At 75.7% G+C, this 26,503-nt stretch carries 25 protein-coding genes; 5 read left to right on the forward strand and 20 right to left on the reverse strand.

Going from position 1 to position 26,503, the window contains the following annotated elements; all coding sequences use genetic code 11:
- The coding region (locus Q4D18_RS01195; protein WP_303124978.1) for a DUF3806 domain-containing protein at window positions 1–390 on the reverse strand (390 nt) is incomplete at its 3' end.
- Window positions 391–433: 43 nt separating this feature from the next.
- On the opposite strand from Q4D18_RS01195, the gene Q4D18_RS01200 reads away from it, so the two are divergent.
- A complete protein-coding gene (locus tag Q4D18_RS01200; protein WP_303124980.1) occupies window positions 434–910 on the forward strand; it encodes a low molecular weight protein-tyrosine-phosphatase in 477 nt (158 codons plus the stop codon).
- Between the two features lie 23 nt (window positions 911–933).
- Window positions 934–1,806: a fructosamine kinase family protein gene (locus Q4D18_RS01205; RefSeq protein WP_303124982.1), complete on the forward strand. Its 873-nt coding sequence runs from the start codon at window positions 934–936 to the stop codon at window positions 1,804–1,806.
- A 107-nt stretch (window positions 1,807–1,913) separates the two neighbouring features.
- Here Q4D18_RS01205 and Q4D18_RS01210 read toward each other — a convergent pair whose 3' ends face one another.
- The 10 genes from Q4D18_RS01210 to ftsH all read right to left on the reverse strand — a co-directional run bounded on the left by Q4D18_RS01210 (window position 1,914) and on the right by ftsH (window position 11,328).
- Window positions 1,914–2,834 (reverse strand): Rossmann-like and DUF2520 domain-containing protein, encoded by a 921-nt coding sequence (locus Q4D18_RS01210; RefSeq protein WP_303125040.1) that lies wholly within the window; start codon window positions 2,832–2,834, stop codon window positions 1,914–1,916.
- Between the two features lie 11 nt (window positions 2,835–2,845).
- A complete protein-coding gene (locus tag Q4D18_RS01215; RefSeq protein WP_303124984.1) occupies window positions 2,846–4,696 on the reverse strand; it encodes a PH domain-containing protein in 1,851 nt (616 codons plus the stop codon).
- Window positions 4,693–5,202 (reverse strand): PH domain-containing protein, encoded by a 510-nt coding sequence (locus Q4D18_RS01220; RefSeq protein ID WP_303124986.1) that lies wholly within the window; start codon window positions 5,200–5,202, stop codon window positions 4,693–4,695. The genes Q4D18_RS01215 and Q4D18_RS01220 overlap by 4 nt, the downstream gene beginning before the upstream one ends.
- Complete coding sequence (locus tag Q4D18_RS01225) at window positions 5,183–5,719, reverse strand: DUF3180 domain-containing protein (RefSeq protein WP_303124988.1); 537 nt, start codon at window positions 5,717–5,719, stop codon at window positions 5,183–5,185. Before Q4D18_RS01225 ends, Q4D18_RS01220 begins: the two co-directional genes overlap by 20 nt.
- Window positions 5,716–6,375 carry a 2-amino-4-hydroxy-6-hydroxymethyldihydropteridine diphosphokinase gene (gene folK, locus Q4D18_RS01230; protein ID WP_303124990.1) on the reverse strand — a complete coding sequence of 220 codons (660 nt, stop codon included), beginning with the start codon at window positions 6,373–6,375 and terminating at the stop codon, window positions 5,716–5,718. The genes Q4D18_RS01225 and folK overlap by 4 nt, the downstream gene beginning before the upstream one ends.
- Complete coding sequence (gene folB, locus Q4D18_RS01235; RefSeq protein ID WP_303124992.1) at window positions 6,372–6,746, reverse strand: dihydroneopterin aldolase; 375 nt, start codon at window positions 6,744–6,746, stop codon at window positions 6,372–6,374. The genes folK and folB overlap by 4 nt, the downstream gene beginning before the upstream one ends.
- Window positions 6,743–7,612 (reverse strand): dihydropteroate synthase, encoded by an 870-nt coding sequence (gene folP, locus Q4D18_RS01240; RefSeq protein WP_303124994.1) that lies wholly within the window; start codon window positions 7,610–7,612, stop codon window positions 6,743–6,745. Before folP ends, folB begins: the two co-directional genes overlap by 4 nt.
- A gap of 94 nt (window positions 7,613–7,706) precedes the next feature.
- Entirely contained in the window at window positions 7,707–8,600 is an 894-nt protein-coding gene (locus Q4D18_RS01245) for a PhzF family phenazine biosynthesis protein (protein WP_303124996.1), read from the reverse strand.
- Complete coding sequence (gene folE, locus Q4D18_RS01250; protein WP_303125042.1) at window positions 8,597–9,121, reverse strand: GTP cyclohydrolase I FolE; 525 nt, start codon at window positions 9,119–9,121, stop codon at window positions 8,597–8,599. The genes Q4D18_RS01245 and folE overlap by 4 nt, the downstream gene beginning before the upstream one ends.
- A 110-nt stretch (window positions 9,122–9,231) precedes the next feature.
- Window positions 9,232–11,328, reverse strand: a complete 2,097-nt coding sequence (gene ftsH / locus Q4D18_RS01255; RefSeq protein ID WP_303124998.1) for an ATP-dependent zinc metalloprotease FtsH — start codon at window positions 11,326–11,328, stop codon at window positions 9,232–9,234.
- A 402-nt stretch (window positions 11,329–11,730) separates the two neighbouring features.
- Here ftsH and Q4D18_RS01260 point away from each other — a divergent pair, with 402 nt between their 5' ends.
- The gene (locus tag Q4D18_RS01260) at window positions 11,731–12,735 is read left to right on the forward strand and encodes a hypothetical protein (protein ID WP_303124999.1); all 1,005 of its coding nucleotides are present in this window, start codon (window positions 11,731–11,733) and stop codon (window positions 12,733–12,735) included.
- 95 nt (window positions 12,736–12,830) lie between these two features.
- On the opposite strand, the gene hpt is transcribed toward Q4D18_RS01260, so the two are convergent.
- The 4 genes from hpt to Q4D18_RS01280 are packed head-to-tail and all read right to left on the reverse strand — an operon-like array spanning window position 12,831 to window position 17,542.
- Window positions 12,831–13,382, reverse strand: a complete 552-nt coding sequence (gene hpt / locus Q4D18_RS01265; protein WP_303125001.1) for a hypoxanthine phosphoribosyltransferase — start codon at window positions 13,380–13,382, stop codon at window positions 12,831–12,833.
- A 54-nt stretch (window positions 13,383–13,436) separates the two neighbouring features.
- Window positions 13,437–14,744 carry a tRNA lysidine(34) synthetase TilS gene (gene tilS / locus Q4D18_RS01270; protein ID WP_303125003.1) on the reverse strand — a complete coding sequence of 436 codons (1,308 nt, stop codon included), beginning with the start codon at window positions 14,742–14,744 and terminating at the stop codon, window positions 13,437–13,439.
- A gap of 12 nt (window positions 14,745–14,756) precedes the next feature.
- Window positions 14,757–15,995: a zinc-dependent metalloprotease gene (locus Q4D18_RS01275; protein ID WP_303125004.1), complete on the reverse strand. Its 1,239-nt coding sequence runs from the start codon at window positions 15,993–15,995 to the stop codon at window positions 14,757–14,759.
- Between the two features lie 50 nt (window positions 15,996–16,045).
- Window positions 16,046–17,542, reverse strand: coding sequence for a D-alanyl-D-alanine carboxypeptidase (locus Q4D18_RS01280; protein ID WP_303125005.1), 1,497 nt, complete (start codon window positions 17,540–17,542; stop codon window positions 16,046–16,048).
- 196 nt (window positions 17,543–17,738) lie between these two features.
- On the opposite strand from Q4D18_RS01280, the gene Q4D18_RS01285 reads away from it, so the two are divergent.
- On the forward strand, window positions 17,739–18,326 hold the full coding sequence (locus Q4D18_RS01285) for an inorganic diphosphatase (RefSeq protein WP_303125006.1): 588 nt from the start codon (window positions 17,739–17,741) through the stop codon (window positions 18,324–18,326).
- 112 nt (window positions 18,327–18,438) lie between these two features.
- Here Q4D18_RS01285 and Q4D18_RS01290 read toward each other — a convergent pair whose 3' ends face one another.
- Complete coding sequence (locus Q4D18_RS01290; protein WP_303125007.1) at window positions 18,439–20,211, reverse strand: RNA-binding domain-containing protein; 1,773 nt, start codon at window positions 20,209–20,211, stop codon at window positions 18,439–18,441.
- 83 nt (window positions 20,212–20,294) lie between these two features.
- Between Q4D18_RS01290 and Q4D18_RS01295 the strand changes: the two genes are divergently transcribed.
- Window positions 20,295–20,933, forward strand: a complete 639-nt coding sequence (locus Q4D18_RS01295; protein WP_303125008.1) for a hypothetical protein — start codon at window positions 20,295–20,297, stop codon at window positions 20,931–20,933.
- 18 nt (window positions 20,934–20,951) lie between these two features.
- Here the strand turns inward: Q4D18_RS01295 and Q4D18_RS01300 are convergent, their stop codons facing one another.
- The 4 genes from Q4D18_RS01300 to Q4D18_RS01315 all read right to left on the reverse strand — a co-directional run bounded on the left by Q4D18_RS01300 (window position 20,952) and on the right by Q4D18_RS01315 (window position 26,404).
- On the reverse strand, window positions 20,952–21,746 hold the full coding sequence (locus Q4D18_RS01300) for an HAD family hydrolase (RefSeq protein WP_303125010.1): 795 nt from the start codon (window positions 21,744–21,746) through the stop codon (window positions 20,952–20,954).
- 68 nt (window positions 21,747–21,814) lie between these two features.
- Window positions 21,815–22,573 (reverse strand): DUF1345 domain-containing protein, encoded by a 759-nt coding sequence (locus tag Q4D18_RS01305; protein ID WP_303125012.1) that lies wholly within the window; start codon window positions 22,571–22,573, stop codon window positions 21,815–21,817.
- The gene (locus Q4D18_RS01310) at window positions 22,570–23,901 is read right to left on the reverse strand and encodes an esterase family protein (protein WP_303125014.1); all 1,332 of its coding nucleotides are present in this window, start codon (window positions 23,899–23,901) and stop codon (window positions 22,570–22,572) included. The genes Q4D18_RS01305 and Q4D18_RS01310 overlap by 4 nt, the downstream gene beginning before the upstream one ends.
- 1 nt (window position 23,902) lies before the next feature.
- Entirely contained in the window at window positions 23,903–26,404 is a 2,502-nt protein-coding gene (locus tag Q4D18_RS01315) for a bifunctional lysylphosphatidylglycerol flippase/synthetase MprF (RefSeq protein WP_303125016.1), read from the reverse strand.
- Window positions 26,405–26,503 lie beyond the last annotated feature (99 nt).

The raw sequence follows: 26,503 nt of genomic DNA on the forward strand, positions 1-26,503 counted from the left end.
CGCGCCGAGGGCGTCCACGTAGGCCGGCATCCAGCCGGCCTCGTCCGCGTTCCAGCGGGCGCCGACCTCGGAGAGCGGGAAGACGACCGCGTCGGAGAGGGGATCGCGCAGGCCGAGGTCGGTGCCGTCGTCGTCCGTCACGCTGACCCACCCCAGGCCGTGCCGCGCGCCGAGGTGCTCCCCCAGGAGCACCGCAGCGACCTCCAGCAGCACCCCGAGCTCGTCCGGGTCCACGTCCTCGGACCGCGAGCGCGCCAGCAGCCGCCCGTGCCACGCGTCCACCTGGTCCAGGTCCAGGTGGTCCACGCCCTCCTGCGCCGCGTAGGCGCGGCGGACGTCCACCCACTGCTGCTCGGGCTCGGTCAGGGGGCTGATCTGCTGCTGGCTCATGCCCCGATTCCATCACGGGCACGGCACGGGCACACTGGAGCCCATGCGCATCATGACCGTCTGTCTGGGGAACATCTGCCGCTCGCCCGCCGCGGAGGCGGTGCTCCGCCGGAAGCTGGCCGAGGCCGGCCTCGACGACGTCGAGGTCACCTCCGCCGGCACCGCGGACTACCACGTCGGCGAGCAGCCCCACGAGCTCACCCGCGCCGTCGGCACCGACCTGGGCTACGAGTTCACCACCGTCGGCGCGCAGTTCCGGCCCGAGGACCTCGACGAGCAGGACCTGATCCTCGTGATGGACGAGTCTAACCTCGCCGACGTGCGCGCCCTCGTGGCGGACCCCGAGGTGGAGGCCAAGGTGCGGATGTTCGGGGAGTTCGCGTCCGACGTCGAGACCGCCGGCGTGCGCGAGGTGCCGGACCCGTGGGGGAACCCGCGGCCGGTGTTCGAGGAGATGTACCGACAGATCGAGGACGCGGCCGACGGCGTGGTGGCCGCGATCCGCGACGGTCGCGTCTGAGTCGGGCCAGGCGGTGGGCTGGGGTGGCTGACACGGGCACCACGGGGCGGCACGTGCGCGACGACGGCGCGCCCGCCTTCACGAAGACCGGCGGGGCCTTCCCGGGGATGGTGCGCTTCGAGGCCGCGGGGCTGCGCGCCCTGGCCGCGGCGGGCGCGCGGGTGCCGGAGGTCATGGCGGTCGAGGAGGGGCGCGACGCCCGGGCCCAGCACCTGGAGATCGCCTGGATCCAGGGCGGCGGACGGCGGACGCCGCGCACGGAGGAGGCCTTCGGGCGGGAGCTGGTGGCGCTGCACGCCGGGTCGCGCCGGGCGCCCGGGGAGACGGACCTGTTCGGCGCGCATGACGGGGCGCCGGAGGGGTTCCTCGGCGCCGCCCGGATCGACCTCACCCCCTGCCGGAGCTGGGCGGAGTCCTGGGTCGTGCGGCGCATCGTGCCGCTGGCGGCGCAGGCCGTCGACGGCGGCGCGGCTCCGGCGCGGGTGCGGCACCTCGCCGAGCGGCTGGGCGAGGTCACCGACGGGTTCGGCCCCGACTCCCCGGCCACGCACCCGGGCGCGGCGGTGCTGGGAGCGGCCGAGCCGTCGTCGTTGGTGCACGGGGACCTGTGGGCGGGCAACCGGATGCTCGACCACGAGGGGCGCAGCTGGCTGATCGACCCGAGCGCGCAACGGGCCCACCGCGAGGCGGACCTGGCGATGATGCGGCTGTTCGGGGGCTTCGGAGAGGAGGCGTTCGCGGCGTACGACGAGGCGTTCCCCCTGGCCGACGGCTGGGAGGACCGGGTGCCGGTGTACCAGGCGGTGCCACTGCTGGTGCACGCGGTGCTCTTCGGCGGCGGCTACGGGCGCGAGGCCGAGGCGGCGCTGGAGCACGCGGTGCGGCTGGCCGGCTGACGGGAGCGCCGGCGTCGTCTCCCGGATCGACTGCAGTTCTGACCCTTCTGAGGGCGTGGACGGCGTGCAGAAGGGTCAGAACTGCAGTGGATTCGGGGGTGGGGAGGTCAGTCCTCGGCGAGCACGTCCCGGAGGCGGGCCGCCGCGTCCGGCTTCAGCGCCCCGCGACGCACCGCCCGCTCCGCGGTGGCCCGCGCCAGGGCCTCCCACACGTCGAGGACGTCACGGGGCATGCCGCCGGCCACGAGTTCACGCAGCGTCTCCCGGTGCCCGCGGACGGTCTCCACGTCCCCCCGGGCGACGGGCCCGGTGAGGGCGGCGTCGCCGTCGGAGAGCGCGTTCTCCAGGGAGGCCCACATCAGGGGACGCAGCACCCGGTCCGTGTCCGGCACGCCGATCTCCGCGAGCAGCTGCTTGGCCTGCGCCGTCACCGTCACCAGATGGTTCGAGCCGTGGGACAGGGCCGCGTGGTAGGCGGCGCGGTCCGCCTCCTTGATCACCACGGGGTCTCCGCCCATCTCCACCACGAGCGCCTGCGCCACCGGCAGCACCACCGGATCCGCGGTCACGCCGAACACGCAGTCCTGCAGCCGGGCGAGGTCCAGGCTCAGCCCCGTGAACGTCATGGCCGGGTGGACCGCCAACGGGATCGCCCCGTGGGCGCGCACCGGGTCCATCACGCGCACGCCGTGCCGGCCGGAGGTGTGCACCAGCAGGTGCCCGGTCTGCACGTGGCCGGCCGCGGCCAGACCGGAGACCAGCTCGGGCAGGACGTCGTCCGGGACGGCGAACAGCACCATCTCCGACCGGCGCAGGATCTCCGGGATCTCCAGCACCGGCACCTCCGGCAGCAGCGCCTCGGCGCGGGTGCGGGAGGCCTCGGAGACGGCGTGCACGCCCGTCACGGTGTGCCCGGCGGTGCGCAGGGCCGCACCGAGGACGGCGCCCACGCGGCCCGCGCCGATCACCCCGACGCCCAGCCGCCCCGGCCGGCTCGCCGGGTCCTGGCCGGTCAGCTCCGGGCTCATGTCCGTGCGGCTCACGCATGCTCCTCTCGTCCGTCCGCGGCCGGCTGGCCGTCCACCACGACGCCGGCCGCGGCCATCTCCCGGCGGCCCACCTCGGTGCGGGCGACCTCGGCGGTGCGCCGCTCGAAGCGCTCGAGCTCCTCCGGCAGCATCCACCGGTTGCGGTCGGCCAGCCGACGGGACACCGCCGCGTGCCGGGACTCCACCTCGAACAGCTCCTCCAGGACGCCGCGGTCCAGGTCCTCCAGGACCGCCACGCCCCCGGCCACGTCCACGGTCAGCGAGGCGACGTCCAGCCTCCGCTGCACCGGCCCCTGCGACAGCCGCACGTCCTGCACCCGCTCGTGCTGGAGGGCCTGGAAGGAACGGCGCAGCCGTCCGCGCCGGACCACGAGGAGTGTCCGGGTCAGCGCGAAGCCGTGCCGACGCCACGTGAGCAGGTTGAACCACCAGCGCGCGCGGCGGGGGACGTGGGTGAAGCCGTGCTCCTCGCCGGAGCCGGTCATGGCCGCCTGCATGAGCCCGGCCGGAGTGAGGCCGGGGCCGTCCGGGCCGGCGGCGGCGCGCGGGTCGCCGTCGAGGCCGGCGTCCGGGGCCACCACCTCGAGCACGCGCAGCACGTCCTCCCACGGGCCCACGGGCAGGGCCACGTCCCGGTCCTTGACGGTCCCCTCGAGCCCGTAGCCCGCCACGGACACCTTGACCTTGTGCCAGCCGAAGGGCCGCCACGCCAGCGGCTGGATCACGTGGATCCCCTGCACGCGCCCCGGCGGGATGGTCTGAGAGGTGGTTTCAGTGAGGCCGTAGCGCAGGCGCAGCCCGTCCTCGGAGGTGCGCACGGTGAAGCCCCACCCCTTGTTCAGTCCGGACCAGACCGCCCCGGCCAGGGAGAACACGAACGGCAGGGCCGAGGCGAGCAGCAGCGCGGTGAACCCGAGGTCCTCCCCCTCGGGGGCCTCCCCGGGCACCAGCGCGGCGATCCCCGCGACGATCCCCGCCAGTCCCAGGAACACCGCGAGCGTGCCCAGCACCGCGTCCGAGAGCAGCACCGACCCCACCAGTCGCCCGGCCGGCACGCGCAGCATCACGGTGCCCTCGTCCTGCGGGTCGGTCAGCAGGCCGCGGACCCGGTGCCGGGCGGAGGGCGCCGGCGCGGACGCGGGCCCGGCCGACGTCGCCGCCGGCCCCGGAGCCCTGTCCGCCTCCCCGCCGGGCACGACGCCGTCGGCCGCCTCGGCCGCCGCCCCCACCACGCGCTCGGGCGCGCGGGCCGGGCCCACGAGCGCCCCGGAGGCGCGGTCGAGGATCTCGCGACGCACCTGCGCGGCATGGGGCTTGCGGAGGTAGGCGAGCTCGAGGGCGGAGTCGCCGCCGTCGGCGGCCTCGACCTTCACCGCGGCCAGCCCCAGCAGGCGGGCCAGCAGCGGGTACTGCAGGTCCACGGCCTGCAGGCGGTCGTACTTCATCTGCCGCCGGGAGCGGAACAGCCAGCCCTGCTTGAGCTCGATCTCCTCCTCGCCCACGCGGAACCGGGTGAACCACCAGGAGAAGAAGAACGCCAGGCACAGCAGCAGGAGCGCCCCGAGCAGGATCCCGCCGCCGATCAGCAGCGCCCGCATCTCGAACGGCTCCCCGGCGGCCTCGCCGACCCCCAGGAGGGAGCCGACCATCCGCTCGCCGGTGTCCCGCAGCGCCACGAAGAGGAACACGGCCACCAGGCTCCAGCCCTTGATCCAGGGCGAGGCGGGGTGGACGCGGACCCAGCCGGCGTCGTCGGCGCCCGGGGCGGGAGCGGCGGGCACGGTGGCGGCGGAGGCGTCCGGGGCGTCGGCGGCCTGCGGGTCCGGGGCGGCGGCGCTCACAGGCCCGCCAGACGGGCCTGACCGCGGGCCATGAGGACCTCGCGGAGCCGGTCGCAGGTGTCGCGGGTCAGGCCCTCCATCTCCAGGTCCTCGCCGCCGGCGGTCTTGAGGGTGAGCGTCTGCAGGCCCTGGCTGCGCAGCAGGGGGCCGTCCTCCACGTCCACGTACTGCAGTCGCCCGTACGGGACGGCCTTCACGGAGCGGAACAGGATGCCCTCGCGCCACAGGACGTCGTCCTCGCGCTCGGCGAAGCCCAGGGCCCGCACGCGCCGCGGCACCAGGACGAGGTCCACGAGCAGCCACACGAGCGCGACCGCCGGCAGGCCCCAGGCCGTCCAGGCCCACAGGTCGGGCCACACGCCGGCCCACTTGAGCACGAGCGGCACGGACAGCACCGCCAGCCAGATCAGGCCGCCGATCGCCGCACCGATCAGCTTCACGCGCGTCAGCTTCGGGGACACGGGGGTGAACTCCACCCCGCGCAGGTCAATCCCGGGCACGGGCATACCCTCCTTCGGCCTCGGGGCGGCGGCCGCTCCGTCCGCCCGTGGTCCGTCCATCCTGGCCGGGACCGGCGTCCTCGCCATCCTCCCCAGGGGGGATCCTGCACCAGCGCTCGACGACGACGCCCGCCGCCAGCAGCGCCGCGCCCCCGACGACGAGCAGCCCGGCGTCCAGCACCGCGGGGGCCTCGGCGCCCGCGCGTCCGGCCACCTCGAGCCCCGCGCCGAGGTGCCAGCCGGCCAGCGCCGCGCCCGTCAGGCCGGAGGCCTGGCCGAGCACAAGGGTGCGAGCCGCGGCGATCGGGTCCATGCGGCCGGCGAGCGGGCGCTCCCGGTCCCGGCGCACGCGCAGCCCGAGCGCGAGGCACAGCGCGCCCACGGCCGCCACGGTCACGAGGCCCGTGAGGTCCATGACCGGCGCGGGCAGGCCCAGCGCGGGGGCCGCGAGGGAGACCAGCCAGCCGAGCACGGCGGCCGCCGCGGCCAGCAGCGGCGTGCGCCAGGAGAGCAGGGAGATCACGTCCGGTCCGTCCAGGGCCGGGCGATCGCGGCGCCGTCCTCGAGCCCTGCGGCGGGCGTGGGTCCGGCGTCGTCCAGGCGGGCGCGGCGCGGCGGCTCGCGGCGCACCCCGTCCGCGTCCGCGGCGCGTGCGGCCAGCTCCGCCACGGGCGTGCCCTGCAGGCGCGCCTCCGGGTCCAGCCAGAGCCACGGCAGCAGCACGAACGCCCGCTCGGCGGCCCGCGGGTGGGGCAGGGTGAGGTCCGGGTGCTCGCTGACCAGGTCCGCGTACGCGATCAGGTCCACGTCCAGTGTGCGGGCGCCCCATCGGACGGTCCGGCGCCGGTGGCGGTCTTGCTCCAGCCGGTGGGCCACGCCGAGCAGCTCCCACGGGGAGAGGACCGTGCGGATCCGCACCACCTGGTTGAGGTAGTCCGGCTGCCCGGGCGGGCCGCCCACCGGCGCGGTGAGGGCCCGCGGCGACGCGCGGACCTCCTCGATCCCCGGCGTCACGGTCAGCACCGCGACGGCGTGGTCCAGCGTCTCGGACGGGTCGCCGAGGTTGGCCCCGAGGGCGAGCACCGCAGTGACGGGCTGCCCGGGGCGGGCGGCGAGCTCCGGCGTCGGGGCGGGGCCCTCGGCGGGGTGGGCGGCGGGGTCGTGGTCCGGGCTGCTCATGCGGTCTCCCTCCGGCGGACCACCGTGACGGAGACGTCCGCGAAGTCGTGCGGGATCGGGGCCTGCGGCTTGTGCACCGTGACCTCCACGGCGGAGGCGAGGGCCTGCTCGGCGAGCACGGCCTCGGCGATCCGCACCGCGAGGGTCTCGATGAGGTCGAACGGCTCCCCCGTGACCAGGCGGACCACGGTGTCGGCGACCTCGGCGTAGTTCGCCGTGCGGGCGAGGTCGTCCGTGGCGGCGGCGGGGCCGGCGTCGAGCGTGAGGACCACGTCCGTCGTGAAGGGCTGGCCGTCCCGGCGCTCGTGCTCGAACACGCCGTGGCGGCCCACGGCGGTGAGCCCGGTGAGGCGGATCAGGTCCCCGCTCATGCGGCCCCTCCCCCGGGCGCGCCCGCGGAGGCGCCGCGCCAGGCGGAGCCCACCCGGACGGCGTCGGCGCTGGCACGGACGTCGTGCACCCGCACGCCCCACGCGCCGTGCGCCGCGGAGATCGCCGAGACCGCCGCGGTGGCGTGGTCCCGCTCGGCCGGCGCCGGGTCCGCCCCGTCCGGGCCGGCCAGCAGCGTGCCCAGGAAGCGCTTGCGGGAGGCGGCCACCAGCACGGGGAAGCCGAGAGCCTGCATGCGGTCGAGCCCGCGCAGCAGCTCCCAGTTCTGCTCACCGGCCTTGGCGAACCCCAGTCCCGGGTCCAGGATCAGCTGCTCCGGGGCGGCACCGGCCGCGAGGAACCGGTCCACCACCTCCTGCAGCTCGCGCACCACGTCCTCCACCGTGTCCCGGTAGTCGGTGAGGGCGTCCATGGTCTGCGGGTTCCCGCGGTTGTGCATCACGACGTACGGCGCGCCGGTCTGCGCGATCAGCGCGGGCATGTCCGGCTCATGGACCAGACCGGAGACGTCGTTGACGATCACCGGGCCCACCTCGAGCGCCGCGCGGGCCGTGGCCGTGTGCATGGTGTCCACCGAGACCACCGCGCCCTCCGCCAGCAGCGCCTCGACCACCGGCAGGATCCGTGCCTGCTCCTCCTCGGGGGAGACGGCGTGGGCGCCCGGCCGCGTGGACTCCCCGCCGACGTCGATCACGTCCGCCCCCTCGGCCAGCAGTCGCCGCCCGTGGGCGATCGCCGTCTCCACGGTGTCATGGGCGCCCCCGTCCGAGAACGAGTCGGGCGTGACGTTGAGGATCCCCATGACCAGGGTGCGGTCGGGGGTCTGGTCCAACGGGTGCGGCAGCATGGGCGTCGCTCTCCTCGGCTCGGGCGGTGACGGATCCAGTGTTCCACGCGCCCCGGGCACGGCAGGAGGCCGGCGGACCGGGGCGCGGGCGCGCTCAGACGGCGAGCGTGCCGACCACGCCGGGGGTGACCGTCCCGCCCACCCACAGCGCGCCGTCCGCGTCCTGCGTGATGCGCACCCGGCCGTCGCGGCCCGTCTGCGAGCCCTGTACGGCGGTGTACGGCGGGGTGAGGCGGCCGGAGCCGACCATCCACTGCGCGGCCGCGGCGTTCAGGCTCCCGGTCACCGGGTCCTCCCGGACCGCGCCCGCCGCGCCGATCAGGGCGCGCACCTCCACGGCCGGGCCGGCCTCCGGGCCCTGGGCGGCGGGGGCCGCCGAGCCCTGCGCGGAGGCGGTGAGGCCCACGAGCCCGACCCGCAGCCGCTCGGCTCCGGGCACGACGCGCGGGCGCACGGCCCGCACGGCCGCGTCGTCCGCCAGCAGCAGGCCCATCCACCCGGGCCCGTTGTCGATCCACCGGGCCTCGAGCACGTCCCCGGGCGCCAGCCCGCACAGGGCCAGGGCGGCGTCCCGGTCCGCGTCCGCCACCGGACCGGAGCGCACCGGGGCGGGGGCGCGGAAGGCGAGGGCGCCGTCGTCGGCCACGGACACCGGCACCAGCCCGGCGCCGCACTCCTGGACCACCGTGCCCGGGGTGCGCGGGACCCCGCCGGCGGCGAGCCAGGCGGCGGCCGTGCCGAGGGTGGGGTGGCCGGCGAACGGCAGCTCCTCGGACGGGGTCAGGATGCGCACGCGGTAGTCCGCGCCCGGGTCCTGCGGGGGCAGCACGAACGTGGTCTCGGAAAGGTCCGTCCACGCGGCGATCCGGCGCATCGCGGCCTCGTCCAGGCCCTCGGCGTCCAGGACGACGGCGAGCGGGTTGCCGAGGAACGGGCCGGCGCCGAACACGTCGACCTGCCGGAACGGCAGGGTGCGGGGCGCGCTCACGAGTGCATGATGAGGCTCATGGCCTCGGCGCGCGTGGAGGGGTCCCGCAGCTGCCCGCGGACGGCGGAGGTGACCGTCTTGGCGCCGGGCTTGCGCACCCCTCGCATGGCCATGCACATGTGCTCGGCCTCCACGACGACGATCGCCCCCTTCGCGGTGAGGTGCTCCATCAGCGCCTCCACCACCTGGGTGGTCAGCCGCTCCTGCACCTGCGGGCGCCGGGCGTAGAGCTCCACGAGGCGGGCGAGCTTGGACAGCCCCGTCACCCGGCCCTCGGCGGAGGGGATGTAGCCGATGTGCGCCTGCCCGTGGAACGGCACCAGGTGGTGCTCGCACATCGAGTAGAACGGGATGTCCTTCACCAGCACGAGCTCCTCGTGCGCGATGTCGAACGTGGTGCCCAGGACCTGCTCCGGCTCCTGGTGCAGGCCCGCGAAGAACTCCGCGTAGGCCTTGGCCACCCGCTTCGGGGTGTCCTGCAGGCCCTCGCGCTCCGGGTCCTCCCCGATCGCCGCGAGCATCTCCCGCACCGCCGCCTCGATGCGCGGGCGGTCCACCGTGTCCGTGTCCGGGTCGAAGGTGCCGGGCACGCCCCGGCGCGGTGCGGCGTCGTCGTCCGTGCGGTGCTCCGTCATGCCGTGCCCCCGTCCCCGCGGAAGTCCGGGCCCGGCGTCGGGCTGTGCTGCCCCGGGAGCTCCCCGGGGCTGCCCCCGGCGCCGCCGATCGAGGTGGGCGGGGCGCCCTCGGGCGCGTCCGGGACGGTGGTGCCGCCGACGCCCACGGGCTCGGGCTCGCCGCCCGGGAGGCGGCTGGCGCGCTCCTTCGGGGAGAGCACGGGCGGGACGTCGTGGGGGCGCCGGTCGTCCGCGGCGAGCCACAGGTCCCGCTCGGGCCGCTTGCGCACGTCCTTGAAGATCTCCGCGATCTGCTCCTGGGTCAGGGTCTCCTTCTCCAGCAGCTCGTAGGCGAGCCGGTCGAGGACGTCCCGGTTCTCGGTGAGCACCCAGTGGGCGTCCGCGTGCGCCGCGTCCAGCAGCGCCCGGACCTCGGCGTCCACGAGGTAGGCGAGCTCCTCGGAGTACTCGCGGGCCGCGCCGCCGCCCCCGCCGCCCAGGAACGGCTCCGTGTTGCCGCCGCCGAGCTTCACGGCGCCCACCTTGGCGCTCATGCCGTACTCGGTGACCATCTTCCGGGCCGTCTCGGTGGCCTTCTGGATGTCGTTCGCCGCGCCCGTGGACGGGTCCTGGAACACGACCTCCTCGGCCACGCGCCCGCCCATCGCGTACGCGAGCTGGTCCAGCAGCTCGTTGCGGGTCACCGAGTACTTGTCGTTCTCCGGGACCACCATCGTGTAGCCCAGCGCGCGGCCGCGCGGGAGGATCGTGATCTTGGTGACCGGGGCCGAGTTCCGCAGGCCCGCGGCCACGAGCGCGTGCCCGCCCTCGTGGTACGCCGTGACCTTGCGCTCGTGCTCGTCCATCAGGCGCGTGCGCTTCTGCGGGCCGGCCATCACGCGGTCCACGGCCTCGTCGAGGGCGGCGTTGTCGATCACGTTGTTGTGCGAGCGCGCCGTGAGCAGCGCGGCCTCGTTGATCACGTTGGCCAGGTCAGCACCCGTGTACCCGGGGGTCCGCTTGGCCAGGGAGCGCAGGTCCACGTCCAGGGCGATCGGCTTGCCCTGCGCGTGCACCTCGAGGATCTTGGCGCGGCCGTCCAGGTCCGGGGCCTCCACCGGGATCTGCCGGTCGAAGCGGCCGGGGCGCAGCAGCGCCGGGTCCAGGACGTCCGGGCGGTTCGTCGCGGCGATCATGATGACGTTGGTGGAGGCGTCGAAGCCGTCCATCTCCACGAGCATCTGGTTCAGGGTCTGCTCGCGCTCGTCGTTGCCGCCGCCGATGCCCGCGCCGCGCGAGCGGCCGACGGCGTCGATCTCGTCCACGAACACGATGGCCGGCGCGTTGTTCTTGGCCTGCTCGAAGAGGTCGCGCACGCGCGAGGCGCCCACGCCCACGAACATCTCCACGAAGTCCGAGCCGGAGATCGAGTAGAAGGGGACGCCGGCCTCGCCGGCCACGGCCTTGGCCAGGAGCGTCTTGCCGGTGCCGGGCGGGCCGTACAGCAGCACGCCCTTGGGGATCTTCGCGCCCACCGCGTGGAAGCGGTCCGGCTCGGTGAGGAAATCCTTGATCTCGTGGAGCTCCTCCACGGCCTCGTCCGCGCCCGCGACGTCCTTGAACAGCACGTCCGGGTTGTCCTTCTGGATGAGCTTGGCGCGCGACTTGCCGAACTGCATGACCTTGCCGCCGCCGCCCTGCATGCGGGACATCAGGAACCAGAACAGCAGGGCGATCAGGACGAACGGGATCATGAAGCCCAGCAGGGAGAGCAGCCAGTTGTCCCGCACCGGCTCGTCCTGGTAGCCGTCCAGCGCGGACTCGTCCACGGTGCGCACCACGTCCTGGGCGCGGGCGGCCGAGTACTGGAAGTACACGTCCTTGCCGAGGTCCTGGCCGTCCTGGGAGTACGGCTCGCGCAGGGTCAGGTCCACACGCTGGTCGCCGTCGACGACGCGCGCCTGGGCCGCCTTGCCGTCCTCCAGCAGGGACATGCCCACGTTGGTGTCCACCATGCCGCGGCCGCCCTGGGCGGTGGCCAGGGGGATCACGAAGCCCAGCACCAGGAGCCCGAGCAGGATCCAGAGGTAGGGCTTGTTGAAGATCTTCTTCACGTGCGTGTGTCTCCTGGTCTGCCGCGGGAGGGGACGGACTCCCCGGGGCGGTCGAGGGCCTCCGCCCGGGCCGCCGAGGGCCGTGGGCAGACCCCTCCCCAGGGTCACTGGACCACGGTACCGGCCCGGGCCGGGAGCGCCCTGGGTGTTCGCGCCAGGTGGACAGTGGGCGCCCCTCTCTCCCCCTCCCCGCGCGAGCTGTCACGCAGATGGCTGCTCTCGCCTCGTCTGCGGCCGCCAGAGCAGCCATATGCGTGACCGCTCGGACGGGAGGGAGGGGACGCGGCGCGCCGGGTCGGTCCGGGGCACGGGTCCTGCACAGGCGCCCGCCGTGCGGCAGGTCCTGCACAGCCGCCCACGTCACCCCGCACGGCCCCGGCCCGGCGGCGCCACGCTGGGGCGGTGCGTCACCCCTCCCCTCTCCCCGCTCCGCTGCGGGAGGACCCCTTCACCACGGCCCAGGCCCGCGCGGCGGGGGTCTCCCGGGCACGCCTGCGCTGCCGGGACATCAGGCCGATCGCCCACGGCCTCTACGTCTGGACAGGAGGGGCGCACGACGCCGGCCGCTCGGCGGGCGAGGCGGGTTCACCCGTCTCGACGACGACGTCGCCCGGCCCCGGCGAGGAGCAGCCGTACGCCTGGAGCACGCCCCTGGTCGCGCGGCAGCTCCGGCGACTCGATCTGCTGACGCCCCACCGCGTCGACACCGCGCTCTCGCACCAGTCCGCTGCCCGCGCCCTCGGCATCTGGCTCCCGCCGCGGCTGGGCTCGGAGCACCTCGCCCGCATCACGCTGGACGGTCGGGAGTGGTCCGTCACCCACGCCACGCGGCTGTGGCTCGACCTCGGGCCCCACCTCGGTGCCGACGAGAAGGTGACCCTCGGGGACCACCTGGTGCATCGGGCGGAACGGGACTCCGACGGCGGGGCGCTCTTCCTGGCGGGCCTGCGGGAAGCGATCGAGGCGACCCCGTCCTGCCGCAACCATCGGCGCCGGCTGCGCGCCGCCGTCGAGAGGGTGCGCGTGGGCGCCCACTCACCCCAGGAGACGCGTCTGAGGCTGGCGCTGATCACAGCGGGGCTGCCCGAGCCGGACCTGCAGATCGAGGTGTGGGACCCCGAGTTCTCGCTCCGCCGCCCGGCGTCGGCGGACCTGGGGTACGAGGAGGCGCGCCTCGCCCTGCACTACGACGGCGGCCACCACGGGCGGGATCGGCAGATCGACCGGGATGTGCAGCGCAACGCCGCGTTCGAGCGTCGGGGGTTCCGCAACATCACGGTGTCCTCCTCGGACGGGCACAACGGCTACGTGCGCGTGATCCGCGAGGTCCGGAGGCACCTCAGCGCGGCCCCGTCCTCCTCCCCCTCGCCGAGCGGTCATGGATATGGCTGTTCTCAGGCGACCTGAGGCGCTGAGAACAGCCATATCGATGACAGGTCGGCAACGCGGGGGCGGGGGGAGCCAGCAGCGTGACTGGCACCGTGAGGCGGAGTCCTGGAGGGTCAGGAGTAGACGTGCGGGGCGAGCGTGCCCACGAAGTCCAGGTTGCGGTACTTCTCCGCGTAGTCCAGGCCGTAGCCCACCACGAACTCGTTGGGGATGTCGCGGCCGACGTACTTCACGTCGATCTCGACCTTCATGGCGTCCGGCTTGCGCAGGAGCGTGCAGATCTCCACCGACGCCGGGCCCCGGGTCTCGAGGTTGGCCTTCAGCCAGGACAGGGTCAGGCCGGAGTCGATGATGTCCTCCACGATCAGCACGTGGCGGCCGGTGAGGTCGGCGTCGAGGTCCTTGAGGATCCGCACCACGCCCGAGGACTTGGTGCCCGAGCCGTACGAGGACACGGCCATGAAGTCCATCTCCACGTGGGAGTGCAGCGCGCGCGTGAGGTCGGCGACCACCATGACGGCGCCCTTGAGGACGGCCACGATCAGCAGGTCCTTGCCCTCGTAGTCCCGGTCGATCTGCGCGGCGAGGTCCCGGACGGTGTCCTGGACCTCCTCCTTGCTCATGAGGACGTGTGTGAGGTCGTTCCGGACATCCTGTGCGTCCATGGCGGGGCCGCTCCTGAGTGCTCGTGCGGGTGGGGCCTGCGCGCCGGGCCGGGGTCAGCGGCCGCGACGGCGGGGGATGAGCACCAGTCTGGCACACGGGCCCCGCGCGTCGGCCCCCGCCGAGGCCTCCGGGACGCGCGTCACATCGGCCCGGCGCGGGCGTCGGTCACGTCCTCCCGCGGCCCCCTCCCGGACCGCCCTCACGCCCCCGGCCAGCTCCACCGGACCGGCCGACCCGCCGCCGCGGTGCGCGTCTGTGACCAGGGCGTCCACGGCGAGAACCCGCTCCCGCGCGGGGTTCCGCGCCCCGGCCCGGCGGGCGGCGCGCGCGATCACCCGACGCCGCACGGCCGCCGGCAGCGCCGCGAGACCCTCGAGGTCCAGCGCCACGACGACGCCGGCCCCCTCCGCCCCGACGTCGCCCGCCTCCCCCACGGGCAGGGCGAGGCGGTCGAGCTCGCGGGCGGCCCAGGCGTCCAGGGCGTCGGCGTCCTCGGCGGCGAGGGCGGCGGTGCGCGTCAGGGCGGCGCGCACGCCGGGGCCGAGGCCGGCGTCGGGGTCCTCGAGGGCGGGCAGGATCCGGGTGCGGATGCGCGAGCGCAGCAGGGCGGGGTCGCGGTTGTGGGGGTCCTCGAACCAGGTGAGCCCGGCCCAGCGGCAGATCGCCTCGGTGTCCGCGCGGGTGAGGCCGAGGAGGGGCCGGGCCACGGGCACGTCCTCGGGGAGGCGGCCGCGCGGCGGGATGCCGGCGAGCGAGCGGGTGCCGGAGCCGCGGGCCAGGCCCAGGAGGACCTGCTCGGCCTGGTCCTCGGCGGTGTGGGCGGTGAGCACGAGGGGGACGGGGACGGCCACGACAGGGGCCACCGCGCCGCCCCGCTCGGCATGGCCGGGTACGGGCCCCGCCGCGGCGCGGGCGGCCCGGGCGAGGGCCGCCCGTCGGGCGGTGCGTGCGGCGGCCTCGGGGCCGTCCCCGGCGGGGACCACCTCCACCCGGGTCACGGTGACGGGCGCCAGGCCGAACCGGCGGGCGGTGTCCGCCGCGGCCGCGGCGACCTCCGCGCTGGCCTCCTGCAGCCCGTGGTCCACCACCACGGCCCCCACGGGGCCGAGCCGCTCCCCCGCCCGGGTGCCGGTGAGGGCCGCGCAGGCCGCCGCGAGCGCGAGGGAGTCCGCCCCGCCGGAGAGGGCAACGAGCGCCCGGAGACCGAAGGCGGGGGCGGCCGGCCCGGAGGCGGGGGCGGCCTCCGGCCCGACTCCCTCCTCGAGCACCGCCCGCACGGCGGCCACGGCCCGGTGCAGCGCCTCGGGCCAGCGGGCCCGCGGGGGCCACGGAGCCGACGCGCTCAGGCCCGGGAGCGTCACGGGGCGGACCCGTCAGGCCTGGGCGCGGATCCGCGCCACCCACGTGTCCGGGGCGTGGATCTCGGCCTCGCTGGGCAGCAGCTCGGGGGCGTCCCACACCACGTTGAACCCCTCCATGCCGATCCGCCCCACCACCGCGTCCACGAACCGCTGGCCGTCCCGGTACTGGGCCATCTTGGCGTCCATGCCCAGGATCCGGCGGATCGCCCTGTCCAGAGCGGACCGGCGGTCCCCGCGCTCGTCGAAGCGGCGGCGGATGGTCTTCACGGAGGAGACGACGGAGGAGTCCACCGCGTCCATGACCACGTTGGCGTGCCCCTCGAGCAGGGACATCGCGGCGGTCACGCGGGAGAGGCGCTCGCGGTCCTCCTCGTCCTGCAGGGCCCCCAGCAGGCCCAGGCTCGGCCGCGCCGGGTCGGCGGCCTCCCCGGCGTCCCCGGACCCGCCCCTCCCGACGGCGGGCGCGTCCGCCGGCGCGCCGGCCCCGGCCCGGCTCCGCGCGCCCCCGGCCAGGGGGTTGGCGGCGGCCAGGGCGGAGCGCAGGCGCTCGGGCAGGGACTCGGCCTTGTCGAACAGGCCGCCGGTCAGCCCGGTGATCTCGGACTGCAGGTGCTCGCGCAGCCACGGGGCGGCGGCGAACTGCACGCGGTGGGTCTGCTCGTGCAGGCACACCCACAGGCGGAAGTCCGCAGGGTCCACGTGGATCTCCCGGCGGACCTGCACCACGTTCGGCGCCACGAGCATCAGGCGCCCGCCCGCGGGGCCGGCGGGGGCGCCGTCGGGGCCCGGGAGGGCGCTGAACGGGTCGTACTGGCCGAGCACCTTGGAAGAGAGCCACGCGAGGATGCCGCCCATCTCCAGGGCCGTGGCGCGCGTGGTCACCGGCAGGGTGGCGGCCTCGTACTCGGCGGGCTGCGTGGCCTGCAGGTGCGCGAACGTGGGCCCCAGCAGCGCGGCGAACGACTGCGTGTTGGCACGGGACCACGTGGGCCGGTCCACCACGAGCACCTGCGAGTCGCGCAGGTCCCGGGCGGCCTCCAGCCCGGTGAGCCGGTGCACGTGCGGGACGGCGGCCTCAGCGGCGGCGCGCAGGCCCTCGGCCTCCCGGCGGGCCTCCCGCGCGGAGGTGCGGGGCCCGGCGGCGGTCAGGGCCTCGGCGGTCCGCGCGGCGAAGGCCCAGTCCACGGGGTGCGCGAGGGGCTCCCCGGACGTGCCGCTGCGGCCGGGCGTGCGGGGCTGGTCTGCGCTCATGCCCTCCATCCCACCACAGGCCCCGGACACGGCACCGGCCTCGGGCATCCTCAGAGGGCGGCGACGGCGGCCACGGCCTCGTCGATCGCCGCCCGCGCCGGGGCGATCTGCCAGTCCACCCCCGAGCACACGACGCTGAACGCGAGGACGCGCCCCGACGTCGTGGTGACGGTGCCGGTGAGGGAGACGGTCTGGTCCAGCGTGCCGGTCTTGGCCGCGACGGCGTCGCGCGCCGGCGGGGACGGGAACCGCTCCCCCAGGGTGGAGTCCTCCCCCGGGCGCGGCAGGGCGTCCAGCACGAGGGCGCGGGCCGGGTCCGCGGCCAGCCCCGTGACCACCCCCACGAGCTGGTCGGCGCTGAGCCGGTTGGCGGCGGCGAGCCCGGAGGCGTCCACGACGTCCATCCCCGCGGGGTCCACGCCGAGGTCCGCGGCCTCGGCCTCCAGCAGGGCGGCGGCGCCCGCGTGGGTGGCCGGGCGGCCGGCCGTCGCGGCGGCGGTGTGCGCGAGGGCCTCGGCCACCTGGTTCTCGGAGTGGGCGAGCAGGTACGCCACCTGCTCGCCCACGGGGGCCGAGCGCACCTCGGCCACCGGCTCGGCCGCCCAGACCTCGTCCCGGGCGGCCCGCGTGGGCGGGACCTCCTCCCGCAGGGACACCTCCACGGGGGCGGGGTCGGATGCGGTGGCGCCGTCGTCGCCCTCCGCCGCGGCGTCGGCGAGCGCGTCCAGCTCGGCCTGGAAGGCCCGCGCGGCGGACGCGGCCGGGTCCGCGACCCGGTCCTGGCCGGTGCCGGGGGTGGCGCGCCCGCCGTACGTGGCCAGGGGCTGCACCGCGGCGATGTTGCCGCTCTCCACCATCCCGGCAGACCACGCCGGGTTCAGCGGGTCCGCGTCCTCGAACAGGCGCAGGTCCGTGCTCACCACCACGGGGCCGGTCACGCCGCGCTCGGCGAGCCCCGCCAGGGTGCGCTCGGCGAGGGTGCGCAGCCCGGCGCGGCCGTCCACGCGAGAGGGGTCCGAGGCGCCCGTGCCCAGCAGCACGTCCCCGCCGCCGACGAGGACCAGCTCCGTGGCCTCCCCGTCCTCGGCGGGCAGGACGACGACGCGGGTGGGCAGGGTGGCGTCCGAGCCGAGCGCGTCCAGGACGGCGGCGCCCGTGAGGATCTTCACCGCCGAGGCCGGGGCCACGGGCTCCTCCGCGTCCTGCGAGAACAGCACCCGTCCCGTGGCCAGGTCACGGAACTGGGCGGACACCGTGCCCGGCGCCGCCGCCAGGCCGGGCTCGACGGCGTCGGCCACCTCGGCGGGGGTCGGCACCTCCCCCGGGGTCTCGGCCGAGGGGGACGGGGAGGGTGGCCGCGTCGGGGAGGGCAGCGCCGTCGTCGTCGGGGAGGTGGGGGACGACGCCGCGGAGGGGGGCGCCGCGGGCGCCGCCACGAGGCGTGGGAGCAGGAAGTCCCTGGTCAGCAGGGCCAGCAGTGCGGCGACGGCCAGCGCCAGGAGCACACAGAGGACGACGAGCGTGCGGTCGGGGCGGCGGGCGGTCACCCCCCGGTTCTACCACGCGGCCCCGGGAGCGCCCCGGGGACCTGTGGGGGACGGACGGCCACGGCGCACGCCGGGGACCACGCCCCGCGGCCGCGTGATCCTGGCCGATCCGGCGCACCCCGGCGGTAGGCTGGCCCCAGTTCCGCCGGGCGGCGCGCCCGCCGCCCGGGAATCGTCCCTGTGTGAAGGAGAAGCCATGGCGCACGACGTCACCATCGAGATCCCCGCGGGCTCCCGCGTCAAGTACGAGTTCGACCACGAGACCGGCCGCCTGCGCCTGGACCGCGTGCTGTTCACCTCGATGCAGTACCCCACGCACTACGGCTACTTCGAGAACACCCTCGGCGAGGACGGCGACCCGCTGGACGCCCTCGTGTTCCTGCCCGGCTTCGACCTGGTGCCCGGCTGTGTCGTGGAGGCCCGCCCGATCGGCGTGTTCAACATGACCGACGACGGCGGCGGCGACGCCAAGGTGCTGTGCGTCCCGGCCGACAAGCGCTTCGACCACATCACCGAGCTCGAGCACATCGAGGAGTCCCTCAAGGCGGAGATCGAGCACTTCTTCACCCGCTACAAGGACCTCGAGCCGGGCAAGTGGGTCAAGGCCGAGGGCTGGGACGGCCGCGAGGTCGCCGAGAAGGAGCTGGAGGCCTCGATCGAGCGCTTCGACGCCGCCGGCGAGCACTCCCCGTCCGACGAGCCGCAGGGTCGCGACGTGGACACCGAGGAGGCCGCCCCGGCCACCGAGGAGGGCGACGAGACCGACGTGCCCCAGGGCCGCTGACCCCTCAGCCCTGATCCGGCGCCCGGGCCTGCGGGCCCGGCTCCGCCGACCCGACCGACGACGACGGCCGCTCCCCTCCGAGGGGGCGGCCGTCATCATGCGTGATGGGGGCTCAGAGCGCCTCATATGTGGTGCCGCGTACGCCCTGGCCGCCATGACGGCGCACTCTCCCCGCCTCAGCGAGGCCGTGGAGCGCATAGCGCACCTGGTTCTCAGTGAGACCGGTGGCGGAGACAAGATGCGTGAGCGACGCCGGCCCCTCATGGAGCTCGGCGAGGATGAGATCGCCGTTCCTGCGCCGCACCGAGCCCCCACGTTGGCGGTCGCCTTCACGCACGGGCGCAGCCTCCCGGCCGTCTCCGGATGTGGTGTCGCCCTCGTTCTTCACCGCCGCAGGTCCGTGAGCGACCGTCTGGGCACTGGCCAGGCGAAGCCGGGCGTCATCACCTACATCGATCAGACCCCGGCGGACGAGCTCCTGGAGCTCGGCTCGCGCCTCGTCGACGGACAGGGGCGAGAACTCCCGTCGGATTCTGCCCACCTCCCAGCGTTCGCCTTCACGAGCGCCGAGTAGAAGCCGTTTCTGGACCGCTGAGAGCCGCCTGCCCGGAGCCTCGGCGGCGATCCACTCCTCCGTCTCCGCATCGAACATCGGTCCGCGCCACAGCTTGGCCGTCACCGTCACGCCGTTGTCGAAGATCTGCGGACGTTGCAAGCCCCGTTCGCGCAGGGAGCGGAAGATCTCCAGGATCCCCCCGCCCTCCCCCTCGATGACGCGGGTGCCCTGCGCGGTGCGCAGGTGTGCGGCGAGGCGGTAGAGATGACGATTCACCTCAGCCCGGGTGAGCGGCCCTGTGACGAGCTGGTCCACGGTGAAGCTGCTGAGACGACCGGGGTTCATCACCAGCAGGGACCGGTCGTCGATCCTGATGTCCACGCCCTTGGACGCCGTGAGCGGAGACAGGTCTCGGTGAACCAGGGCGTTGGCCACCGCCTCTCGCACGGCCCGCCCGGGGAACTCGGAGACGTCACGCATGTGTCCGTCGGAGTCGTAGGCCTGTCGAACGGCCAGGTTCTGCTCGATCCATGCCGTCACATCCGTCAGAAGCTCCGGCAACGGCCCCTCGAAGCGGCGCAGGTTCTGGGTCCGCGCGCCGGAAGGGCCCGGCGGCAGCCGGACGGCTGCCGTGACGGTCAACTGCGGACAGGGCCCCTGTGGATAGCGGCCCATCGCGTAGAGGCCAGCCAGAGTGGGGCGCCCGTCCTGGCCGACCGCCCCCACCGTCCGGAGCAGGTCCATGTCGTCCATCCGCGCCAACCGTGGGGAGCCGGCACGAAGACTGAGGAGGACCTCGGCCACCAGGTCGGGGTCGAGGTCCGTGAACACCGTGTGGGGGACGGGGACGAGGTCGTGGTCGACGTGGGTGGCCTCGATGAGCTTTTGGGCCTCCAGATAACGGAGGTCGTCCTCGCTCATGACGTGGTCGCCGTCGCCCTGGCGAAAGTAGGCGCGGCCGTGGAAGAGCGCCGGACGCTGCGCGAGCAGCACCGGCTCCACTTGGGCCATGAGCACTGCCAGGCCCTCGACGTCCACGATCTCCACGGTCACCCTCGGTGAGGGCGAGACAGCGGTGCGGGCGACGCCGATCAGCCCGCCGCTCACGGTGGCGGCATCGCTCAGGCCGGTGACGGCGAAGTCGTTCGCCTCGTCGACCCCGAGGACCAGAAGGCCACCCGAGGGGGTGTTGGCGAAGGCGCTGAGCGTCTCTCCGACGTTCTCCGGCAGACCACCGGCCGCACGCTTGACCTCGACATCCGTCGTATCACCGTGCACTCGCCGGAGATGGTGGAGGAGATCGTCCAAGAGAGTGGCATCCAGATCCATACAAGGAAACTTAGAAAAGGGTTTCCCACTCTGCAAGTGTGGATTCCAACTCTGGCATGAAGCGGGGTGGGAGGATGGACGCCATGTTCGTGCTCACCCTCAACCAGCGGGACACCCCCGACGCCGGCGACCGCGTGGACGCGCTGCTGCGCACCCTGCGGGACGCCGAGCTGGCCGTGCCGGGACTCGCGACGGCGCCGCTGCCGTTCCAGCGCTCGGTGGGGGACGAGGCGATCGGCGTGGTCGAGGACCCCCACGCCGCCGTGGACGTGGCGCTGCGCGCGCTGCGCGAGCGGCGCTGGAACGTGGGTGTCGGCGTCGGGAGCGTGACGCACGCGGACGGGTCGGCGGGCCTCCCGGCGTCCGGGGATGTGAACGACGCCGGCGGGCCGGGTCTCGCCGCGGCGCGCCGGGCCGTGGAGGCGGCGGCGCTGTCCACCGCGCGGATCCCGCTGGCCGTGCGCGGGCTCGACACCGAGGCTGCCGCGGAGGCCGAGGCGGTCCTGAAGCTCGTCGGGCAGCTGGTGTGGACGCGCACCGACGCCGAATGGGCCGTGCTGGACCTGCTGGTGCCCGGGGTGCGCGGTCAGCAGAAGCCTGCGGCCGAGGCGCTCGGGATCACCGCTCAGGCGGTGTCCCAGGCGGTGCAGCGCTCCTTCTGGAACGAGGAGCACGCGTGCCGCCCGGCCGCGGCCCGGCTGCTGGGACTCGCCGCGGGCTGAGCCCCCGCCGGGGCGGGGTCAGTCGACCAGGCCGTTCAGGACGTCGGCCAGGCCGTGCTCGTCCACGCCGCCGGTGACCTCGTCCGCGGCCTCCTTGACCTCGTCCACCGCCTGGCCCATGGCCACGCCTCGACCGGCCCAGCGCAGCATCTCGACGTCGTTGCGCCCGTCCCCCACGGCCACGGTGTCCGCGGGGTCCATGTGCAGCACGGTGCGCAGCCCCTCGAGTGCGGAGGCCTTGGTGACGCCGGCCGCCGCGATGTCCAGCCACGCCGTCCACCCCACGGAGTACGCCACGCCGGACAGGCCGATGCCCTCCACGGCGCGGCCGAACTCCTCGGCGGAGGAGTCCGTGGAGAACACCACGAGGCGCACGGCGGTGGTGGACATCAGCTCCTCGAAGGACACGCCCTCGGCGGCCACGCCGAAGGACATGTCCTGGAACCGCTCGGTGGAGCGGAAGGAGCCGTCCGGCAGCTCGAGGGCGTACTTGGCGCTGGGCAGGCGGTCGCGCAGCTGGGTCAGCACCGAGTGCGGGTCGAAGGTGCGCAGGTCGGTGACCTCGTAGCCCTCCTCGAGCGCGGGGTCCAGGCGCAGGGTGACACCGCCGTTGGAGCACACCATGTAGCCGCGCTCGATCCCCAGGGACTTCGCGACCGGCAGGGTGGCCCCGCGCGAGCGGCCGGTGGCGATCACCACGTGGTGCCCGGCCTCCGCCACGGCGCGCACGGCCTCGCGCACGGGCTCGTGCAGATGCCCGTCGTGATCCACGATGGTTCCGTCCACGTCCAGGCACACGAGCTTGCGAGTCATGGACTCCACCCAACCACACGGGGCGGACACGTCGGCGACGCGCGGGTGAACGGGCGGGGCACGCGGGCTCAGCCGCCCCCGCCGGAGGCCAGCCCGATCACCACGTTGAGCGCGGAGGCGAGCACCACGGTGCCGAACACGAACGCCACCAGCGAGTGGCGGAACACGAGCCGCCGGATGGCCGGGCTCTTCAGCGTGGTGTCCGAGATCTGGTAGGTCATCCCCACCGAGAACGGGGTGTACCCGAACTCGGACAGCGGCGGGGTCCGGACGGGCCCGGCGTCGCCGGCGGCCCCGTCCGAGGGACCGCGGGCGGCGTCGTCCGGGAAGTCGATGCAGCCGGGCTCCTCCGCCACCCAGTGCTTGGCGTAGCTGAGCGTGTACGTGGTGTGCACGGTCAGCCAGCCGGCCACCACGGCGGCCATCCCGACGACGGCGCTGGCCGTCCGGTCCTGCCCCTCGGTCAGCAGCACCCCCATGCCCACGAGCGCGAGCACGGCGGCGGCCAGGCTGAGCAGCTCGACCTCACGGCGGGAGCCGTCCACGCCGCGGAAGTGCTCCGCCGTGCCCTCCGAGTCCAGGGTGAAGATCAGGCGCATCACCCACAGGGAGCTGACGAGCAGCCCGACCGTCACGCCCACCAGGACGTCGATCAGCCAGCCGCCCACCGGCAGCAGCGCCGCCCCCAGCCCGGCCGCCGCGCCGGCCCCGGCGCTCACGCCCAGCCGGCGCAGGTGGTGGCGCCGCCAGCGGGCGTGGCCCTCCGGCGTCGTCCTGCCCGCCCGGGCGGCGGACCCGCCCCGGACGTCCTCGTGATCGTGCCTCATCGTAGTCCCATCCTCTCCGCCGCCCACGGCAGCTGGTCCTCGAACGCGCGGGACCACACGCTCCACGTGTGCCCGCCCGGGTAGGTGCGCACCTGCAGGTCCAGGCCGGCGCGGCCGGCGGCGGCCGCGAGCTCCTGGGGCACGGGCGGGCCCACGTAGGTGTCGCCCTCCCCCACGCTCGCGATCCCGGCCACGTCCCGGTACGCGCCGTCCGCGCCCGGTCCCACGCCGCGCTCCGCCGCGGCGAACAGGCTCAGCGGGTCGTTCGCCTCGTACGCGGCGCGGTCCCCGGCGAAGCCCTCCACGACCGTCCGCTCCTCCCCGCCGAGGTCCGGGTGCAGCTCGCCGGAGAGCACGAGCGCGGTCCCGTAGGCGTCGGGGGTGCGGGCCACGGTCTGCAGGGCGCACGTGGCCCCGTTGGAGATGCCGCCCACGGCCCAGTGGGCGCGGTCCGGGTCCACCTGGAGGGTCGCCTGGACCCACGCGGGCACGTCCTGCGCCACGTACGCGGCCACGTCCCCGTGCGGCCCGTCCGAGCACAGCGGGTTCACCAGGGTGCCGCCGAGCGGGTCCACGGACACCACGATCGGGGCGATCCCCCCGTGGGCCGCGGCATACGCGTCCAGGGTCTCGGCGGCGCGGCCGGGGCCGAACCAGTCGGAGGGATGCCCGGGCACCCCGGCCATGAGCACGATCACCGGCAGGGCCGGCCGCGGGTCGGCCCGGTAGGCCGGGGGCAGGTACACGACGGCGTCCCGCGGGTGGAAGCCCGGGTCCGCGGCCGGGAGGGCCACCGGGGAGACCGTGCCGTGCTCGGGCAGGTCCGCCGGGGCCCGCCACGCGGCGGCGGGCACCACCGTCCGGGCCGGGGCGGGGCGGGCCCGGTCCCACGCCGTCCACGTCACGTTCGAGCCGGTCAGCACGCCCAAGGACTCGTACGTGGCGTAGTGCGCGTTGACCCCCAGCGCCAGGCACAGGGCCGTCACCAGGGTCCCGACGACGCCGGCCGCCCCCCAGCGCGCCGGCGCCGGCCGCCACGGGCCGGCCAGCACCTGCCCCAGCACCACGAGGGCCAGGGCGACCCAGGCGAACACGAGCGGGCTGACGCCGTCGGCCACCGGCTGCCACACCCGGTCCACAACCCACCACCCCAGCACCGCGAGCGCCGCGGGGACCAGCACGATCGCGGCCTGCACGCCCACCGGCAGGCGCCGGGTGCGCCAGGCCCAGAGCCCGGCGACCACGGCGAGCGCCGCGGCGAGGGCCGCAGGCGCCACCCCGGGGGCGAGCAGGGGGGTGTCGAGCAGCCACACGGGCACGAGGTCCATCTCAGCCCTCCTTCCGGCGCAGCTCGCCGCCGGCGCGCACGAGGTCCCCGAGGGTCATGGTCGGCAGGTAGGCGCGGGTCAGCGCCGCGCCCACGCGGGGCAGCTGCGCCGGGTCCGGCACCCACAGGTGCAGCGGCACGTGCTCGGGTCCGAACTTCTCCTTGAACGCGTGCAGGGAGCGGAAGCCGTACACGGGCTCCAGCCGCGCGCCCAGGGCGTCGAGCAGGCGGTCCAGCGACCCGGTGTCCTGGGCGCCGGAGGGGGCCGCGCCGTCGTCGCCGGGGGCGGGGTCGCCGGCCGCGGCGGAGCGGGCGAGCGGGGCCCCGGAGAGGGAGACCAGGCGCAGGCCCTCGTCCTGGGCGTCCGTGACTGCGCGCGCGAGGAGGAACTCGACCACGGGGCGGAACCCGTCCTCGGCGCGGCGCATGAAGTCCAGGGTCAGGCCCACGCACGCGCCGGCGTCGTGCACCGGGAGCCACGAGGTCACCCCGTGCACGCGGCCGTCGCCGTCCTCGGCGAGCAGCAGCCGCACGGCCGGGTCGTCGAGCTCGGCCAGGCCGCCGAGGGTGAAGCCCATCTCCGGCAGCTCCTTCTCCGCCACCCACGCCCGGGAGATCCCCCGGATCTGCGCGCGGGCGTCCTCGCCGGCCTCCGCCCACGTCGTCCAGCGCGCGGTGATCCCCTCCTTGGCGGCGCGGTTGCGGGCGGTGCGCAGGTCCTGGAAGCGCTTGCCGCCGAAGGTGACCTCCCCCAGCCGGATGACCGCCTCCTCGGCCACCTGCACGCCGGTCCAGCCGAGCCTGCGGGCGGCGGCCGAGGTCGGCGGGTGCACCGAGTAGAGGGCGGGCACCAGGGAGCTGTCCACACAGGACTCCGCGAACTGGCGCACGGCCACGGGCAGGTCCCGCTCGGCGCACAGGGGGTCGCCCACGGTCACGGCCACGTCCTGGTGCACGCGGTAGGCGACGGCGGCGTCGTGGGTGGGCGAGCGCCACACCCGGCACCCCTCCCACGTGCCCATCCAGGCCATCGTGGCGGAGGCCGGGGCCAGGGCGCGCACGAGGTCGGCGGGGGCGTCCGCATGGGACTGCCCGCCCAGCGGGCGCAGGGCGCGCCAGGTGAGGGCGACCAGCGCAAGCCACGGCGCCAGCGGCACCCACTCGAGCAGGAACCGGGCCGTCGGTCCGTCCGGCAGGGCGGCCGGCGTCAGGACGGTGAGGGCGGTGGAGGGCAGCAGGGCGATCAGCCCGTCCGCCACGAGGGCTCCGGGCGTCGGCCGCGGGGCGAACTGCTCCGGGACCGCCAGGCCGCCCGCCACCGTGACGGCGACCCCCACGGCCGCCAGGGCGGGCACCGCCGCCAGGCGCCGGTACGCCCCCCGCGGCGCCCGTGCGCGGAACAGTCGCCGATGGGCGAGGACGAGCCAGAGCAGTCCCAGCGGCACGAGCACGGGCATCGCGAGCCGCGCCAGCAGGGCGGGGTCGTCCGGACGGCCCACGGGGCCCACGGCCACCGCAGAGGCCACCAGGGACAGGTGGGCCGCCGCGAGCCCGGCGAGCACCGCCTGCAGCGCCACGGTGCCCACGAGGGCCGCACGGCGCCCGCGGCGCAGGCCGTCGGCGAGCACCAGCTGCAGCACCAGGGGCATGGCCGCCAGCAGCACGGCCCCGGGACCGGTGGCGGTGAGCAGGTACGTGCCGCGCGTGCACGCGCGCAGCCGGGCGGGGTCCGCACACGCCTCGGCCACGGAGGCGGCGGAGACGTCCGCACCCGCGAACAGCCGCCGCGTGCCGGCCAGCGGCCCCACCAGGTGGGGCGAGCCCAGCGCCAGCACCGTGCCCAGCACGACGGCGGCCACGCACGCGGCCACCAGGACGCGCCGCTCGCTGCGGCTGCCCACCGGCGGCAGGTGCCGGCCGGCCCGGCGCGCGGAGAGCCGCGCCAGGCCCAGGCCCAGCAGCACGGCCGTGCTCAGGGCCGCGTCCTGCGGGTGGCCGGAGAAGAGCACGGCGACGAGGGTCAACGGCAGCAGCACGGTGGCCAGGCGGCGGCGCCGGGTGGCGGGCCACCGGGCCGCCGGGAGCAGGGCCGCCACGGCCAGCCCGGGCCACGGGCCGTGCACGGCGTCCCCGGCGAGGACGGCGCCCCACGCGGGGTCCACGACGGACGTGAGGCGCGCCAGGAGCAGGACCGCCAGGACGCTCACCAGCTGGCCGAGCAGCACCCGGGCCGCGAACCGCCCCGTCCCGGCGGCGCGCTCGGCGGGCGGGCCGAGCAGCAGGACGCCGGCCACGGAGAGGACCCACCAGCCGGCGTGGGGCGCCCAGAGCATGGAGGTCAGCAGCGCGTGCGGGGTCCGCAGGAGGGTGTCCGCGCGCACCGGCCCCACGAGCGGCAGCAGCGGGCCGAGCGCGCAGAGCAGCAGCAGCGTCCACGTGGCCGGCACCCCGCGCAGCCAGCCGCGCAGACGTGGCCCCACGGGCGAGACGGCGACGGATCCCATGACATCTCCTGACGGTGCGCCCGGTGTGCCGGGGGCGGTGGAACGGCTCCGGCCCGTGCCGGAACGGGCACAGGCTACGCCGCTCACCGGAGTGCGGGG

Source organism: Micrococcus sp. (assembly GCF_030523875.1).
GTDB lineage: Bacteria > Actinomycetota > Actinomycetes > Actinomycetales > Micrococcaceae > Micrococcus.